Here is a 13,615-nt window from a genome sequence, read left to right as displayed (position 1 = left end):
CCATCACGCAAATGCCGAGGTAGCCATGGAAAGCCAGACCTTCGTCGAAGCCCTGCTGCTCGGCCTGCTGGAGGGGCTGACCGAGTTCATACCGGTGTCCTCGACCGGTCATATCCTGCTCGCCGGCCATTTCCTCGGCTTCCACTCGACCGGCAAGGCCTTCGAGATCCTGATCCAGCTCGGCGCCATCCTGGCGATCCTCAGCGTTTATTTCCGCCGCCTCTGGAAAATGCTGCTCGAACTGCCGCACGACCGGCTGACCAGGCATTTCGTCATCGGCATCCTCATCGCCTTCCTGCCGGCGGCGATCATCGGCGCGCTGGCGCATGATTTCATCAAGACGGTGCTGTTCGAATCCCCAAGGCTGATCTGCATCATGCTGATCATCGGCGGCGTCGTGCTGCTGGCGGTGGACCGCATGAACCTCAAGCCAGTCTATCGCGACGTCGAGCGGTTTCCGACCCGGCTTTACCTGCAGATCGGCCTGTTCCAGTGCCTGTCGCTGATTCCCGGCACATCGCGCTCGGGCTCGACCATCGTCGGCGCGCTGCTTTTGGGCGTCGACAAGCGGGCGGCGGCGGAGTTTTCGTTCTTCCTCGCCATTCCGACCATGGTCGGCGCCTTCGCCTTCGACCTGTTCAAGAACCGCAATGTGCTGAGCAGTGCCGACCTGCCGATCATCGCCATCGGCTTCGTCGCCGCCTTCGTCACGGCACTCATCGTGGTGCGCTTCCTGCTCGATTACGTCTCGCGCAACGGCTATTCGCTGTTCGGCTGGTGGCGGCTGGTGGTCGGCGGCGTCGGACTGGTGGCGTTGATGATCTGGGGGTGAGGAGTGGTCCGCGTAGCGGACGGAAAGCCAATTGCTTGGCTTTCCGAACGACGAACGCCCTGAGCCAGCGAAGGGCGAGCAACGCCGGTAAGTAACCCTCTAACTCCTCCCATAAAACGCGTTCTCGACATGCACCGGCCAGCGCCAAGGCAGCACGGCGACCATGTCGAACCGCATCGACAGCTTGCCATAATCCGCCTGCCGCGACAGCCAGATGTCGGCCGCCCCCTCGATGCGGCGCTCCGATTCGTGGCCGATAGCCTCCATAGCCTCCATCAGCGTGCGTCGCGCCTTGACCTCGACGAACAGCACCAGGTCGCCGCGGCGCGCGATGAGGTCGATCTCGCCGAAGCGGGTGCGGTGGCGGCGCGCCAGGATCCGGTAACCCTTCAGCATCAGCGCCACCGCGGCCAGCCACTCGCCGCGATGGCCGCGCCGATAGGCCTTTTGGCGGCTGGCGCTCGGGCGCTCAGCCACTGTGGCCTTCCATATCCTTCAGTTCCAAGAGCCGCCGGTAAAGCGTCTGCTTCTGCCCGCCGGTCATCTTGGCCGCTTCCGCCGCCGCCTTGGAGGTCGGCATCTCGGCGGCGAGCGACAAAAGCAACCGGTCGATATCGGCCGGCTCGTCCGCCTTGGCCTCTGCCGGACCGATACAGACGACGATCTCGCCCTTCGGCGTATCGGCCGCCGCATAGTGATCGGCCAGCGCTTGCAGCGTGCCGGTGCGCATCTCCTCGAAGGTCTTGGTCAATTCGCGGCCGATAGCGGCCTTGCGTTCGCCGCCCAGGGCTTCAACCATGGCGCCGAGCGACTCAGCCAGCCGGCGCGGCGATTCGAAGAAGATCAGCGTCGCCGGCACGGCTTTCAGCGCTTCCAGCCGCGACAGCCGCTGGCCAACCTTGACCGGCAAAAAGCCGGCGAACAGGAAAGCGTCCGACGGCAGACCCGACGCCGTCAGCGCGGCAAGCGGCGCCGACGGACCGGGGATCGGCACGACGCGAATGCCCTGGTCGAGCGCTTCGCCGACCAGCCGGTAGCCTGGATCGGACACCAGTGGGGTGCCGGCATCGGAAATCAGCGCCACGCTCTGCCCGGCCTGAAGCGCCGATATCAGCTTCGGCCCAGCCTCGCCGGCATTGTGCTCGTGATAGGCCGTGGTGCGGCGGCGGATGCCGTAGCGGTCGAGCAGCACGCGCGACACTCGCGTGTCCTCGCAGGCGACGATGTCGGCGGCGGCTAGCGTCTCCAGCGCGCGCAGCGTGATGTCGGCGAGATTGCCGATCGGCGTCGCCACCAGATAGAGCGCCGGCTCCAGCGGCCGGGCCGCGATCTCGGCCTGCCCGACCACATAGCTGCGCTTGCCCGTCTCACCGGTCACTGATCAACTCTCCCTTCGGCCTGTTTGGCCCATGCCAAATCCTTGTTTGGCATGGCTGGCGCGGGCTTGCAAAAGCTCACGTCGATGTAAGGCAATCGCCATTCCTTTGCCACAGTAGGGAACGAAACCGGGTTTGGCAGATTTAGTCCCTAATTCCCCGGGAGGAGATGATGGACAGCCTCAAGATACAGGATGCTTTCGAGCCCTACTATGCCGGCCGCAACCGCGTTGCCAAGGACAAACGGCTGCCTGCAAGCGGCCCGCACGCGGCTTGCCGATGAGCACCGTGCCCACGACCATCAGGCTTTCCGACACCGAACCCCAAAGCACGACGGAGCACTGACCGGACGATGCCCAATCGCTTCGATATCTTCATCACCCGTCTTGAAACGAAGAGCGCACGCCATAGCGTGCCACTACCCCCGATAGGCGACCAGCACAGCACCCGCCGCGATAAGGGCGACGCCAAGCCAGTTCGCTCCGGAGAGGCGCTCACCGAGAAAGACCGCGCCAAACACCGCCACAAGCACGACGCTTAGCTTGTCGATGGGCGCCACCTGCGCCGCATTGCCGATCTTCAGCGCGCGGAAATAGCAGAGCCAGGAGGCCCCGGTCGCCAGGCCGGAGAGGCCGAGGAACAGCCAGGTCTTTGCCGAGATCGTGACCGGCGACTGGAACTGGCCGCTGGCCAGCAGGATCGCCCCGAGCACGGCCAGGATGATGACCGTGCGGATGAAGGTGGCGAAATCGGAACTGATGTTCTCGATGCCGACCTTGGCGAAGATCGCCGTCAGGGCCGCGAAAGCCGCCGACAGCAGCGCCCAGAATTGCCAGGAGGAGAAGGTCAGGTTCATTCGGGCGGCCTCGCGCGTGAGGGTTTCAACCGAGATAGCGTGAAACGCGCGCCTTCAGAAGCTCAATCAACTCCAGATCCATGAACTCATAGTCATCGGGAATATCGAGGCAGATGACCCGGGCCTTGTTCAGGCTGGCCTTGAATTTCTTCTGCAGCTTGGTGCGGTGCACCTTTTCCATGACGAAGATGATGTCGGCCCAGGCGACCAGCTCATGCGTCAGCGACGTATCGGCGTCGTGGTTGGTTCCCGCCGACGCGACTTCGATATCCTGGCGCTTGGAAAAGACCTGTTCGGCCGTGGGACTGCGCAAGCGGTTCTGGCTGCAGACGAAGAGGACGTTTTTCAAAGTTAGCGCGCCAAATCCGCCACCACGGCGTCGAGCACGATCATGCCGGCCGGTGTGGCGCGCAGCCGTGTATTGCCGATCGGCGCCACCAGTCCTTCGCCCTGCAGCACCGACAGCCGCGCGCTCGACAGGCCGCGGCCGGAAAACGCCTCGTAGCGCGACAGATCGATGCCTTCGGCGAGTCTCAGCCCCATCAGCAGGAACTCGTCGGCCTCTTCCGAGCGCGTCAGGATCTCGCCGCCGGTGATGCCGTGGCCCTTGGCCTCGACCAGATTGGCCCAGGTTTCCGGCATCCGCTCGGCGATCGTCACCGTGCGGCGGCCATGCTCGACGAAGCGGCCATGCGCGCCGGGACCGACGCCGACATATTCGCCATATCGCCAGTAGGTGAGGTTGTGCCGGCTTTCGGCGCCCGGCCGGGCGTGGTTTGAGATCTCATAAGCCGGCAAACCATGTGCCGTGGTGATCTCCTGCGTCAACGCATAGAGGTCGGCGGCGTGGTCGTTGTCGGGGATGATGAATTTCTTCGCAGCGTGCAGCGCGTGGAAGGGCGTGCCTTCCTCGATGGTCAGTTGGTAGAGCGACAGATGGTCGGCGGCATGGCCGATCGCCTGTTCAAGCTCCGATGCCCAAGCCTCCGGCGTCTGGCCGGGCCGCGCGTAAATGAGATCGAAGGACAGCCTTGGGAATATTTCCCGCGCGAGCCCGATGGCGTGCAAGGCCTCCTCGACATTGTGCAGGCGTCCGAGGAAGCGCAAATCCTTGTCGTTCAGCGCCTGCACGCCAAGCGAGACGCGATTGACGCCGGCCGTCCGGTAGCCGCGGAACCGTTCGGCCTCGACCGAGGACGGATTGGCCTCCAGCGTCACCTCGATGCCGTCAGGCACGGTCCAGTTCCTGGCCACGGCGTCCAGAACCCTGGCCACGGTTTCCGGCTTCATCAGCGAGGGCGTGCCGCCGCCGAGAAAGATGCTTGTGACCTCACGCGGGCCGGTGCGCTGGCGCATCGTCGCCAGTTCCGCCTCGAAGGCAGAAGCAAAGCGCTCCTGGTCGACCGGCTGGTGGCGAACATGGCTGTTGAAGTCGCAATAAGGGCATTTGGCCGCGCAGAACGGCCAATGCACATAGACGCCGAAGCCGGGGGCCCGGTCGAGCAGCATGCTCATGCCTCGCCCAATCTCGCCAGATCCAATCGTGCCTGGGCGAATTTCTGGAAGGCACGGGCACGGTGCGACAGCGCGGTCGACTGGCCAGGCTTCCAGCCATGCTTTTCCTCGGCGCTCATCTCGCCAAACGTCTTGTCGAAACCATCCGGCAAGAACACCGGGTCGTAGCCGAAGCCGAGCTCGCCGCGCGGCGGCCACACCAGCGTGCCTTCGGCCTCGCCGCGATAATATTCGGCCTCGCCATCGGGAAAGGCGAGGCAGATGACGGCGACAAAGCGGCCCTTGCGGTGCTCCGGCAACGCGGCTCCGACTTCCTGCAACGCCACTTCGGTGCGCTGCATGGCCATGGCGAAATCCCTGCCGCCGTCGGGGGTTTCGGCCCAGTTGGCGGTGTAGACGCCGGGCGCGCCGTCGAGCGCGTCGACGCACAGGCCGGAATCGTCGGACAGCGCTGGCAGTCCGGTCGCCTTCGCGGCGGCCAGCGCCTTGATGTAGGCGTTTTCCTCGAAAGTGGTGCCGGTTTCGTCGGGTTCCGGCAGGCCATAGTCCTTGGCCGACTTCGCCTCGAAACCGAACGGTCCCATCAGATCGGCGAATTCGCGCAGCTTGCCGGCATTGTGGCTGGCAACGACGATCTTCTTGCCGTCAAGTGAGTGAACAGTTGGCGAGTGAACAGTTGGCGAATGCATCAAAGGCCCCAGATTCTTGGCTCGGCAAACTCGATCGAATTGCCCGAGGGGTCGCGTATATAGATCGAACGGCCGCCTTGCGGCCATTCGAATTCGCTCTCGATGGCGACGTTCCTCGCCTTGAGATGGGCCTTCCAGGCCGCGATTTCCACGGCGGTCGCCGCAAAGCAGAGATGGCCTTCGCCGACCGCGCCATGCGGCGGCACCTTCAGCTTGGCATCGGGCGCGGGTGGGATTTTGGTCGCCTCGGCGTTGAAGATGAGCAGCACACCGGGTCCGCAGCGGAAGAAAAGGTGGCGGCCTTCGACCTTGCCGAGGAGGTGAAGGCCGAGGGTGTCGCGATAGAATTGTTCGGCTGCGTGCAAGTCTGTGACGTAGAGCGCTGACTCAAGAATGGCAGAGGGAGTCACGAGGCGCCCCCCTCTGGCCTGCCGGCCATCTCCCCCTCAAGGGGGGAGATTGGCAGTTTCGCTGACGGCGCCTCAACGTTGATGATTGGCGAAACCCGCAACCATAGCCGATCTCCCTCCTCGAGGGGGAGATGCCCGGCAGGGCAGAGGGGGGCGCTCAAGCTCGGCATTTAACCCTAAGCCACCGCCATCTGCTGCAAACTCACCAGGCGCTGGATGCCTTTCTTGGCCAGGCCCATCAAGTCCGCGAACTGCCCTTCGGAGAACGGTTCGCCCTCGGCGGTGCCCTGGATCTCGACGATGCCGCCCTTGCCGGTCATGACGAAATTGGCGTCGGTGCCGGCCGAGGAATCCTCGATATAATCGAGGTCGATGACCGGCTGGCCGTCATGGATGCCGCAGGAAATCGCCGCGACATGGTCCTTCAGCACCTTGGAAACGCTGGTCATCTGCCGCTCTTCCATCCAGCGCAGGCAGTCGTACAGCGCCACCCAGCCGCCGGTGATCGAGGCGGTGCGGGTGCCGCCATCGGCCTGGATGACGTCGCAGTCGACGGTGATCTGCTGTTCGCCCAGCGCCTGCAGGTCGACCACGGCGCGCAGCGAACGGCCGATGAGACGCTGGATTTCCAGCGTGCGGCCGCCCTGCTTGCCGGCGGATGCCTCGCGGCGCATACGCTCGCCGGTCGAGCGCGGCAGCATGCCATATTCGGCCGTCACCCAGCCCTTGCCGGAATTGCGCATCCAGCCCGGCACCTTCTCCTCGAGGCTCGCCGTGCACAGGACATGGGTGTCGCCGAACTTCACCAGGCACGAGCCTTCGGCGTGCTTGGAGACGCCGCGCTCGAAGGAGATGGCGCGCATTTCGTCGAATTGGCGTTTGGAGGGGCGCATTCAGGCTTCTTTCTTGTCATTTTCGGAATCTTGGCCGGCTTGTAGCCGCATGGGGAGCATGGCGCAAAGGAAAATGGCCGGCTGAGCGCAAACGCGGCACCGGGCGATCTGACACAGACGCCGGGCGATCTGATGCAGACACCGGGTTGCGCCCACCGTGCCGAAGTCTATATCCTGAACAAGGAGGTTTTTGGCCGTATGACCAAGGCAGTCGATCCGAGTTCGCAATCGCCCGCACTTCAATCACTCGACATGCGCTCACGCGACATCTTCCGGCGCATCGTCGATTCCTATCTCAGGGATGGCGAGCCCGTGGGCTCGCGCAGCCTGTCGCGCATCCTGCCCTCCTCGCTGTCGCCGGCCACCATCCGCAATGTGATGAGCGACCTGGAACATCTCGGGCTGATTTATGCGCCGCATATCTCGGCCGGCCGGCTGCCGACGCAGGCGGGCCTGCGTTTCTTCGTTGATGCCTTCATGGAACTTGGCGACCTCTCCGACGAGGAGCGCCGCACCATCGAGGCACAGGTGCGGGCCTCGGGCTCGGGCGCGACGCTGGAGCATATGCTGACCGAGGCCAGCCAGATGCTGTCGGGCATGTCGCGCGGCGCCGGCCTGGTGCTGGCCGCCAAGAACGAGGTGGCGCTGAAGCACATCGAATTCATCCAGCTGGAGCCGACCAAGGCGCTTGCCGTGCTGGTGTCGCAGAATGGCGACGTCGAAAACCGCGTCGTCGAGCTGCCCGCCGGCATCACCGTCTCGCAATTGCACGAGGCCTCGAATTTCCTCAACGCGCATATTCGGGGCCGCACGCTGGCCGAGGCACGGACCGAGATCGCTCGCATCAAGGAAGAGACAAGGGCAGCGCTGGACACGCTGTCGCAGGATCTCGTCGAGAAGGGGCTGGCGGTATGGGCGGGCGCCGAAAGCGGCCTGCCGGCGCGGCTCATCGTGCGCGGCCGGGCCAACCTGCTCGAAAACGTCACCGCGCAGGCCGATATCGAACTGCTGCGGCACCTGTTCGAGGATATGGAGACGCAGGACGGGTTGATCCAGTTGCTTGACCTGGCCGAGCAGGGATCGGGCGTGCGCATCTTCATCGGCTCGGAAAACAAGCTGTTCTCGCTGTCGGGCTCGTCGCTGGTGGTCGCGCCCTATCGCGACAAGGATGCCCGCGTCGTCGGCGCGCTCGGCGTCATCGGCCCGACCCGGCTGAATTACGCGCGCATCGTGCCGATGGTGGATTACACGGCGCAGCTGATATCGCGCATGCTGCGCTAGGTATATTGATATTCAGCCGGCCTGCGAGCGGCGACTTCCTGCGCTTCCTGGCCGCCAAGGAGAAAAAGAATGGCGCTCGAAGAGTTCAAGGCCCGGATCAGCCTGCTGCTGGAGGAAATGGTCAACCAGCCGGAAGACCAGCACGAAATCCAGGAACAGCTGCGCGAGAAGCTGCGCGAAATGCGCGCCATGGGCCTGCCGCTGCCGGCGGATCTCGTCGCCTTGGAAAAGCGCCTCGACGACGATTTTTACGCCGCCGGGACCTGAACCCGGAAGCAAGACGGAACCCAGGGACAAACCGGCCGTTGACTTCGTTCGCGACCAGGTGGAGGGACGACAATGATCGCTGGGACCCGAATGGCCGGACTGGGGCTTTCCGCACTGCTCCTCGCGACCGCGGCGTTCGCCCAGCAGGCCGACCAGCCGGTGCTGAAGGGTCCGGCCGCCTTTGGCGACTGGCGCGCCGACAAGCCCGGCGTGCGCCGCCTGATCAAGCCGGAAGACCTGCCGAAGCCCAATCTCGCCAAGTCGGCCTCGAACAGCGCCGGCCTTGCCGAAAGGCCGGCGGACGCCAAACCGCAACTGCCGGAAGGCTTTTCGGCCGAGCTGATCGCGTCCGGCATCGACAATCCGCGCGTGGTACGCGCGGCACCCAATGGCGACCTGTTCGTCGCCGACAGCGAAGCCAACCAGATCCGCGTCTACCGCCTGACCGAGGGCAGCGCCAAGCCCGCCGAGAAAAGCATCTTCGCCGGCGATCTCAACCAGCCCTACGGCATTGCCTTCTACCCGCCGGGCAGCGACCCGCAATGGGTCTATGTCGCCAACAGCGACAGCATCGTGCGCTTTGCCTACCGCAATGGCGATCTCAAGGCATCCGCCGACCCGGAAACCATCGTCGACGACATTCCATCGAACCATCACTGGACCCGCGACATCGCCTTTTCGCCCGATGGCAAGACGCTCTATCTGTCGGTCGGCTCGGGCTCGAACGCCGCCGGGGACATGGGCAAGAGGCCGAGGGGCGGACTCGATGCATGGATCAAGTCAAAGCCGCTCGGCGCCAGCTGGGGCTCCGAAGAGGGACGCGCCGACGTGCAGGCCTTCGACCCCGACGGCAAGAACGGCCGCACCGTCGCCACCGGCCTGCGCAACTGCTCGGGCATGACCGTCCAGCCGGCGACCGGCGCGCTGTGGTGCGTCGTCAACGAGCGCGATGCGCTCGGCGACAATGTGCCAGCCGAATACGCCACATCGGTCAGGGAAGGCGCCTTCTATGGCTGGCCCTGGTACTATATCGGCAACAACGAAGATCCGCGCCACAAGGGCGAGCGCCCCGACCTTGCCGGCAAGGTCGATATTCCCGATGTGCTGATGCAGGCGCATTCGGCGCCGCTCAACATCGCCTTCTACGACGGCAAGGACCTGCCCGCGAACACCGGGTTTCCCAAGGAATATCGCGGCGATGCCTTCGTCGCCCTGCACGGCTCCTGGAACCGCGGCAACAGGACCGGCTACAAGGTCGTGCGCCTGCTGTTCAAGGATGGCAAGCCGACCGGCGAATACGAGGATTTCATGACCGGCTTCGTCGTCTCCAACGGCGAGGTGTGGGGCAGGCCGGTCGGCGTGACTGTGGCCAAGGATGGCGCGCTGATCGTGACCGAAGACGGCAACGGCACCATCTGGCGCGTCACCTACGATGGCGGCCGTTCCTGACGAGTCTTGCTGGGCAGCGCTGGCCCCCTCACCCGGACTCGCCCCGGGCATAGGTGGTCGCGAAGCGCGCCGGATAGGAGGCCTTCGCGACGTGTCACAGATGTCTGGTGTAATGGAATCCGACTTCAGGGAATTCAATTCTGGTCCGTTCCATGCGACAAGGCAGGCCAATCCGGGACCACCAGCCATGACCCTCACCGGCTTTCTCGCCTACAGTGCCGCCCTCGGCATAGCCGCCGCCATTCCCGGTCCCGGCGTCACCGCGCTGGTCGCGCGGGCGCTCGGCTCCGGCTTCCGTTCGTCGCTGGCCATGTCCTTTGGCCTGATGCTCGGCGACCTCACCTCCCTGACCGCCGTGGTCCTCGGCCTCGCCTTCGTCGCGCAGACTTTCGGCATGATGTTCCTGGCGATCAAATGGGCCGGCGTCGCGTATCTGGCATTTCTGGGCTGGCGTTTCTGGACCGCCGGCATCACCGCTGAAACCGTCGAAGCCCGGAAGGGCAAGGGCGGGCTGGCGTCGAGCTTCGCCGCCGGGCTGACCGTCACGCTCGGCAATCCGAAGACGATGATCTTCTACCTGGCGATCACGCCCACCATCGTCGACCTGAAGACCATCACGCTGGCCGACTACGGCATTCTGGTCGCGCTGACGATCGTCGTCCTGTTCGTGGTGCTGGTGCCCTACCTTGCGCTGGCCGCCAAGGCGCGCTGGTTCCTGAAATCGCCGCGTGCGCTGAAGGTGCTGAACCGCACCGCCGCCGGCTTCATGGTCGGCGCCGCGGCGGCGATCGCTGCCCGCCAATAGCCTCTGCTCTGCCAAAATATTCCAGATATCGGCCTTTTCGGAAAACGCTTTTCCGAGACGGAGGCGCTTTAGACATGCGCCCCACTCGGATATTCTTCGCTGACGGTCTATCTTGCGCGACCGAAGGCCCTTTGCCCAATTGCCTGAAATTACTTGCCTGACTCCTGGGAGCGAAACCAATGAACAAGCCCGTCACCTCCGCCCGCGCCCCCGGCCGCGGCCGCATCTACAATTCCATCACCGACACGATCGGCGACACGCCCCTGGTGCGGCTCGACAAATTCGCCAAGGAAAAGGGCATCGTCGCCAAGCTCGTCGCCAAGCTCGAATTCTTCAATCCGATCGCTTCGGTCAAGGACCGCATCGGCGTGGCGATGATCGAGGCGCTGGAAGCGGCCGGCAAGATTTCTCCCGGCAAGACCACGCTGATCGAACCGACCTCCGGCAACACCGGCATCGCGCTCGCCTTCGCCGCCGCGGCCAAGGGCTACAAGCTGATCCTGACCATGCCGGAGACGATGTCGGTCGAGCGCCGCAAGATGCTGGCGCTGCTCGGTGCCGAACTGGTGCTGACCAAGGGCCCGAAAGGCATGAAAGGCGCCATCGCCAAGGCCGACGAGCTGGCCGCGACCATCCCCAACGCGATCATCCCACAGCAGTTCGAAAACCCGGCCAACCCGGAGATCCACCGCAAGACGACGGCCGAGGAGATCTGGAACGACACGCATGGCGAGGTCGACATCTTCGTTGCCGGCATCGGCACCGGCGGCACCATCACCGGCGTCGGCCAGGTGCTGAAGAAGCACAAGCCCTCGCTGCATGTCGTCGCCGTCGAGCCGGAGGCATCGCCGGTGCTGTCGGGCGGCCAGCCCGGTCCGCACAAAATCCAGGGCATCGGCGCCGGCTTCGCGCCGAAAATCCTCGACACCACGATCTATGACGAGATCGTCAAGGTCTCGAACGAGGACTCTGTCGCCAATGCCCGTCTCGTCGCCCGCCTCGAAGGCGTGCCGGTCGGCATTTCATCGGGTGCCGCGCTGCAGGCGGCAATCGTCGTCGGCTCGCGGCCGGAAAACAAAGGCAAGACCCTGGTCGTGGTCATCCCCGACTTCGCCGAACGCTACCTGTCGACGATCCTGTTCGAAGGGCTGGGGGCGTAGGCGCGCGGAACTTAAGCGCCGAGATCCTTCGCGCCCCCCTCTGCCCTGCCGGGCATCTCCCCCACGAGGGGGGAGATTGGCCGTGTTGGTCGTCCCGCCTTTCTCGCACCGCCTGCGATTGGCGAAATCGGTGGCGAAGCTGATCTCCCCCCTCGTGGGGGAGATGTCCGGCAGGACAGAGGGGGGCGCTGGCCCGACAGCATAGAAAGTTCTGCATCGACCAGCCATCTGGCCCGCTGAAAAAACCAGCCGTGGCGACCGCCGCCCGCTTGAGCATAACCCTGCTTCCGGTCCATATCCCCTACGGCCTGATTGGTGCGGGCCGGGGGAGAATCCGATGTACAAACTCTACACACGTCCCGGCAGCGGCGGCTTCGTCGTCGAGGCGGCGCTGGCGCTGGCGAACGCGCCGTTTGAGCAGATCGACGTGCCGAAGACCGACCGGCCGGATCCGGCCTTCCTCGACATCAGCCCGCTGAACCAGGTGCCGGTGCTGACCTTGCCGGACGGGCAGTCGATGACCGAATCGGCGGCGATCTGCATCCTGCTGGCCGAGCGCCATCCCGAGGCCGGCCTGGCGCCGGCGATCGGCACGCCGGCCCGCGTCGATTTCCTGCGCTGGATGGCCTTCATGTCGTCGGTGCTCTATCCGGCGGTGCTGCGTTTCTACTACGCGCCTCGCTACACGGCCGACACCGACGGCACCAAAGCCGTCAAGCAGGCGGCGGTCGCCGAGATGGATCGTGGCTTCGCCGTTCTCGACAACGCGCTCAAAGGCCGTGACTGGCTGGTCGGCGACGGCCTTTCGCTGGCCGACATCTATCTCGTCATGCTGGTGGCCTGGCATCCCGACATCGAGGCGGCGCGGGTGGCATGGCCGAACATTGAACGCCTGTGGGCGAAGCTGCGCGGCCATCCGCTGATGAAGACGCTCAACACGTCGCACGAGATGTGGCCGGGCTGAAGGTCAATTTCGCAGCGCTGCCTGTTTGCCTTGCAGGAAGCGCCGTACGGCCGGATCGCGCTCGAGGCCGATCGCCCGGTCATAGGCTTGGGTGGCCTGCGGCACTTGCCCGAGCCTGGCCAGAAGGCCGGCGCGTGCGGCCCAATAGGGCTGATAGTCGTCAAGGCGCTTGTCGTCACCCAGCACGTAAAGGGCCGCCAGTCCCGCCACGGCGCCCTCGGCCTCGGCGATCGCCACCGCACGGTTGATCGCCACGACGGGCGATCCGACGATCGAAAACAGCGCGTCATAGAGCTCGCGGATCGCCACCCAGTCGGTGCGACCGGTCAGCCGTCGCGCCGTGTGCGCCGACTGGACTGCGGCCTCGAGCTGGTAACGGCCGATGACGCGGCTCTGCGCGGCGCGGGACAGCAGCGCCTCCGCCTCATTGATGAGGGCACGGTCCCACAGCTCGCAATCTTGTAGCGCCAACGGCACGAAGTCGCCTTCGGCATCGCGCCGCGCGGCCCGGCGGGCCTCGGCAAACAGCATCAGCGCAAGCAGACCCAGCGCCTCCGGCTCATCGGGCATCAGCGAGGCCACCAGCCGGCCGAGCCAGATGCCTTCGGTCGCCAGGTTGCGGCGTTGTGTTTCGGTGCCGGCCGGGTCCGACCAGCCTTCGGCGAAGGCGGCGTAGATGGCTTCCAGCACCGCGTCCAGCCGCTCGCCGAGTTCGGCCCGCTCCGGCACGCGGAACGGAATGCCGGTTTCACGGATTCGGGTCTTTGCACGCACCAGGCGCTGGCCCATCGTCGCCGGCGAGACCAGGAAGGCGGAGGCGATGGTCGCGGCATCGAAACCCAGAATGGTCTGCAGGATCAGCGGCGCGCGGACGCTCGATTCGATCGCCGGATGGGCACAGGCGAACATCAGCCGCAAGCGTTCGTCGGGCATGTCTTCGTCGGGCAAGTCTTCGTTGGTCATGCGCGCCTCCGCTTCCTCGGCGATCAGCCTGAGATGCTCGCGGCCGGCTTCGCTGGTCAGCCGCCGCCGCACCGCATCGACACGCCGCCGGCGCGCCACCGCCAGCAGCCAGGCTTCCGGCTTGTCGGGCACGCCGGTGCGCGGCCAGCGTTCGA

16 protein-coding genes are annotated in these 13,615 nt (G+C 65.2%); 7 read left to right on the top strand and 9 right to left on the bottom strand.

Going from position 1 to position 13,615, the window contains the following annotated elements:
* Window positions 1-25: 25 nt before the first annotated feature.
* Window positions 26-832, top strand: a complete 807-nt coding sequence (locus X741_RS154280) for an undecaprenyl-diphosphate phosphatase (protein WP_023777694.1) — start codon at window positions 26-28, stop codon at window positions 830-832.
* A gap of 99 nt (window positions 833-931) precedes the next feature.
* On the opposite strand, the gene X741_RS154285 is transcribed toward X741_RS154280, so the two are convergent.
* The 8 genes from X741_RS154285 to rph form a co-directional block, all read right to left on the bottom strand.
* Entirely contained in the window at window positions 932-1,309 is a 378-nt protein-coding gene (locus X741_RS154285) for a YraN family protein (RefSeq protein ID WP_023777693.1), read from the bottom strand.
* Window positions 1,302-2,210: a 16S rRNA (cytidine(1402)-2'-O)-methyltransferase gene (rsmI, locus tag X741_RS154290; protein WP_023777692.1), complete on the bottom strand. Its 909-nt coding sequence runs from the start codon at window positions 2,208-2,210 to the stop codon at window positions 1,302-1,304. Before rsmI ends, X741_RS154285 begins: the two co-directional genes overlap by 8 nt.
* 416 nt (window positions 2,211-2,626) lie before the next feature.
* On the bottom strand, window positions 2,627-3,064 hold the full coding sequence (locus tag X741_RS154295; RefSeq protein WP_023777691.1) for an EamA family transporter: 438 nt from the start codon (window positions 3,062-3,064) through the stop codon (window positions 2,627-2,629).
* A 25-nt stretch (window positions 3,065-3,089) separates the two neighbouring features.
* Complete coding sequence (locus X741_RS154300; protein WP_023777690.1) at window positions 3,090-3,413, bottom strand: low molecular weight protein tyrosine phosphatase family protein; 324 nt, start codon at window positions 3,411-3,413, stop codon at window positions 3,090-3,092.
* A gap of 2 nt (window positions 3,414-3,415) precedes the next feature.
* Window positions 3,416-4,579: a radical SAM family heme chaperone HemW gene (gene hemW / locus X741_RS154305; RefSeq protein WP_023777689.1), complete on the bottom strand. Its 1,164-nt coding sequence runs from the start codon at window positions 4,577-4,579 to the stop codon at window positions 3,416-3,418.
* Complete coding sequence (gene rdgB / locus X741_RS154310; protein ID WP_023777688.1) at window positions 4,576-5,268, bottom strand: RdgB/HAM1 family non-canonical purine NTP pyrophosphatase; 693 nt, start codon at window positions 5,266-5,268, stop codon at window positions 4,576-4,578. The genes hemW and rdgB overlap by 4 nt, the downstream gene beginning before the upstream one ends.
* Window positions 5,268-5,678 carry a VOC family protein gene (locus X741_RS154315; protein ID WP_023777687.1) on the bottom strand — a complete coding sequence of 137 codons (411 nt, stop codon included), beginning with the start codon at window positions 5,676-5,678 and terminating at the stop codon, window positions 5,268-5,270. Before X741_RS154315 ends, rdgB begins: the two co-directional genes overlap by 1 nt.
* A 176-nt stretch (window positions 5,679-5,854) precedes the next feature.
* Window positions 5,855-6,571 (bottom strand): ribonuclease PH, encoded by a 717-nt coding sequence (gene rph / locus X741_RS154320; RefSeq protein ID WP_023777685.1) that lies wholly within the window; start codon window positions 6,569-6,571, stop codon window positions 5,855-5,857.
* Window positions 6,572-6,769: 198 nt separating this feature from the next.
* On the opposite strand from rph, the gene hrcA reads away from it, so the two are divergent.
* The 6 genes from hrcA to X741_RS154350 all read left to right on the top strand — a co-directional run bounded on the left by hrcA (window position 6,770) and on the right by X741_RS154350 (window position 12,497).
* Window positions 6,770-7,852: a heat-inducible transcriptional repressor HrcA gene (hrcA, locus tag X741_RS154325; protein WP_023765306.1), complete on the top strand. Its 1,083-nt coding sequence runs from the start codon at window positions 6,770-6,772 to the stop codon at window positions 7,850-7,852.
* 69 nt (window positions 7,853-7,921) lie between these two features.
* Window positions 7,922-8,119 carry a hypothetical protein gene (locus X741_RS154330; protein ID WP_013892036.1) on the top strand — a complete coding sequence of 66 codons (198 nt, stop codon included), beginning with the start codon at window positions 7,922-7,924 and terminating at the stop codon, window positions 8,117-8,119.
* A gap of 72 nt (window positions 8,120-8,191) precedes the next feature.
* On the top strand, window positions 8,192-9,568 hold the full coding sequence (locus tag X741_RS154335; RefSeq protein ID WP_031249998.1) for a sorbosone dehydrogenase family protein: 1,377 nt from the start codon (window positions 8,192-8,194) through the stop codon (window positions 9,566-9,568).
* A gap of 187 nt (window positions 9,569-9,755) precedes the next feature.
* Window positions 9,756-10,373, top strand: a complete 618-nt coding sequence (locus X741_RS154340; protein ID WP_023777683.1) for a LysE family translocator — start codon at window positions 9,756-9,758, stop codon at window positions 10,371-10,373.
* Between the two features lie 179 nt (window positions 10,374-10,552).
* Window positions 10,553-11,533, top strand: a complete 981-nt coding sequence (cysK, locus tag X741_RS154345; RefSeq protein ID WP_023777682.1) for a cysteine synthase A — start codon at window positions 10,553-10,555, stop codon at window positions 11,531-11,533.
* Between the two features lie 337 nt (window positions 11,534-11,870).
* Window positions 11,871-12,497 carry a glutathione S-transferase family protein gene (locus tag X741_RS154350; protein WP_023777681.1) on the top strand — a complete coding sequence of 209 codons (627 nt, stop codon included), beginning with the start codon at window positions 11,871-11,873 and terminating at the stop codon, window positions 12,495-12,497.
* Window positions 12,498-12,500: 3 nt separating this feature from the next.
* On the opposite strand, the gene X741_RS154355 is transcribed toward X741_RS154350, so the two are convergent.
* Window positions 12,501-13,615: RNA polymerase sigma factor (locus X741_RS154355; RefSeq protein WP_023777680.1), on the bottom strand; the 1,115-nt coding region annotated here is incomplete at its 5' end.

Source organism: Mesorhizobium sp. LNHC221B00, assembly GCF_000502935.1.
Taxonomy (GTDB): Bacteria; Pseudomonadota; Alphaproteobacteria; order Rhizobiales; family Rhizobiaceae; genus Mesorhizobium; species Mesorhizobium opportunistum.
The sequence above is the reverse complement of the archived record's forward strand: the minus strand, read 5'-3'. Positions and strand labels throughout refer to the sequence as shown.

Coding starts and splice junctions, on each gene's coding strand:
- X741_RS154280 (WP_023777694.1), top strand. CDS start 26: ATGGAAAGCCAGACCTTCGTCGAAGCCCTGCTGCTCGGCCTGCTGGAG.
- X741_RS154295 (WP_023777691.1), bottom strand. CDS start 3,064: ATGAACCTGACCTTCTCCTCCTGGCAATTCTGGGCGCTGCTGTCGGCG.
- hemW (WP_023777689.1), bottom strand. CDS start 4,579: ATGAGCATGCTGCTCGACCGGGCCCCCGGCTTCGGCGTCTATGTGCAT.
- rdgB (WP_023777688.1), bottom strand. CDS start 5,268: ATGCATTCGCCAACTGTTCACTCGCCAACTGTTCACTCACTTGACGGC.
- rph (WP_023777685.1), bottom strand. CDS start 6,571: ATGCGCCCCTCCAAACGCCAATTCGACGAAATGCGCGCCATCTCCTTC.
- hrcA (WP_023765306.1), top strand. CDS start 6,770: ATGACCAAGGCAGTCGATCCGAGTTCGCAATCGCCCGCACTTCAATCA.
- X741_RS154330 (WP_013892036.1), top strand. CDS start 7,922: ATGGCGCTCGAAGAGTTCAAGGCCCGGATCAGCCTGCTGCTGGAGGAA.
- X741_RS154335 (WP_031249998.1), top strand. CDS start 8,192: ATGATCGCTGGGACCCGAATGGCCGGACTGGGGCTTTCCGCACTGCTC.
- X741_RS154340 (WP_023777683.1), top strand. CDS start 9,756: ATGACCCTCACCGGCTTTCTCGCCTACAGTGCCGCCCTCGGCATAGCC.
- cysK (WP_023777682.1), top strand. CDS start 10,553: ATGAACAAGCCCGTCACCTCCGCCCGCGCCCCCGGCCGCGGCCGCATC.
- X741_RS154350 (WP_023777681.1), top strand. CDS start 11,871: ATGTACAAACTCTACACACGTCCCGGCAGCGGCGGCTTCGTCGTCGAG.